Genomic DNA, 572 nt, shown 5'->3' with positions numbered 1-572 from the left:
CGCGGCCCCGCTCTCCCGTGAAGGAGAGCGGGGCCGCGCTTGTTCGTCTACGGCCGGTAGACGGGCCGTGCGGACGTGAGGCCGAGCGCCAGGAGCCACCGGCCGGCGGCCGGGACGTGCTGCTCGATCGCGCGGGCGGCGATGTAGTAGAGCGTGGACACGGTCGGGGTGAGGATCGCGGTGACGGCGTCGGCGGGCAGGTCCAGGCCGATTCGCGCGGCCTGCCCGACGATGACGCCGACGATGATCGGGACGACGGTCCGGATGGTGGAGTCGAGCATTGGGGGCGCTCCTTACTGGTGGACGCGGAGGAGGATGGGCCAGGTTTTGGGGCCGACCTCGCCGTCGGCGGTGACGCCGCCCCAGCGCTGGACGGCCTTGACGGCGGCGACGACCTTGTCGTCGAACGAGCCGTTCACGGTCCGGATTTCGGGGTGGGAGCGGGCGAGGAGCAGGCCGCGCAGGGTCTGCACGTGCTCGCCGGTCGCGCCCTTCTTCAGCAGGGGCAGGTTCTGCACGGTGGTCTCCGTCCAGGTCTTGGCGGGCGTTCCGCCGGTCGTTCCGGGGGCGTA

General features: G+C 72.2%; 2 protein-coding genes. Both read right to left on the bottom strand.

Annotated elements, in window-relative coordinates; all coding sequences use genetic code 11:
- Positions 1 to 47: 47 nt before the first annotated feature.
- Entirely contained in the window at positions 48 to 281 is a 234-nt protein-coding gene (locus tag amrb99_RS49630; protein WP_190869056.1) for a hypothetical protein, read from the bottom strand.
- A gap of 12 nt (positions 282 to 293) precedes the next feature.
- Positions 294 to 572 (bottom strand): peptidoglycan-binding protein (locus tag amrb99_RS49625; RefSeq protein WP_190869055.1); only part of this gene is annotated, 279 nt, incomplete at its 5' end.

Origin of the sequence: Actinomadura sp. RB99, assembly GCF_014706005.1 — a bacterium.
In the GTDB taxonomy this organism is placed as follows: Bacteria; Actinomycetota; Actinomycetes; order Streptosporangiales; family Streptosporangiaceae; genus Spirillospora.
The sequence above is the reverse complement of the archived record's forward strand: the minus strand, read 5'-3'. Positions and strand labels throughout refer to the sequence as shown.

Excerpts from the sequence above, each read along its gene's own strand:
- amrb99_RS49630 (WP_190869056.1), bottom strand. The coding sequence starts at position 281 with ATGCTCGACTCCACCATCCGGACCGTCGTCCCGATCATCGTCGGCGTC.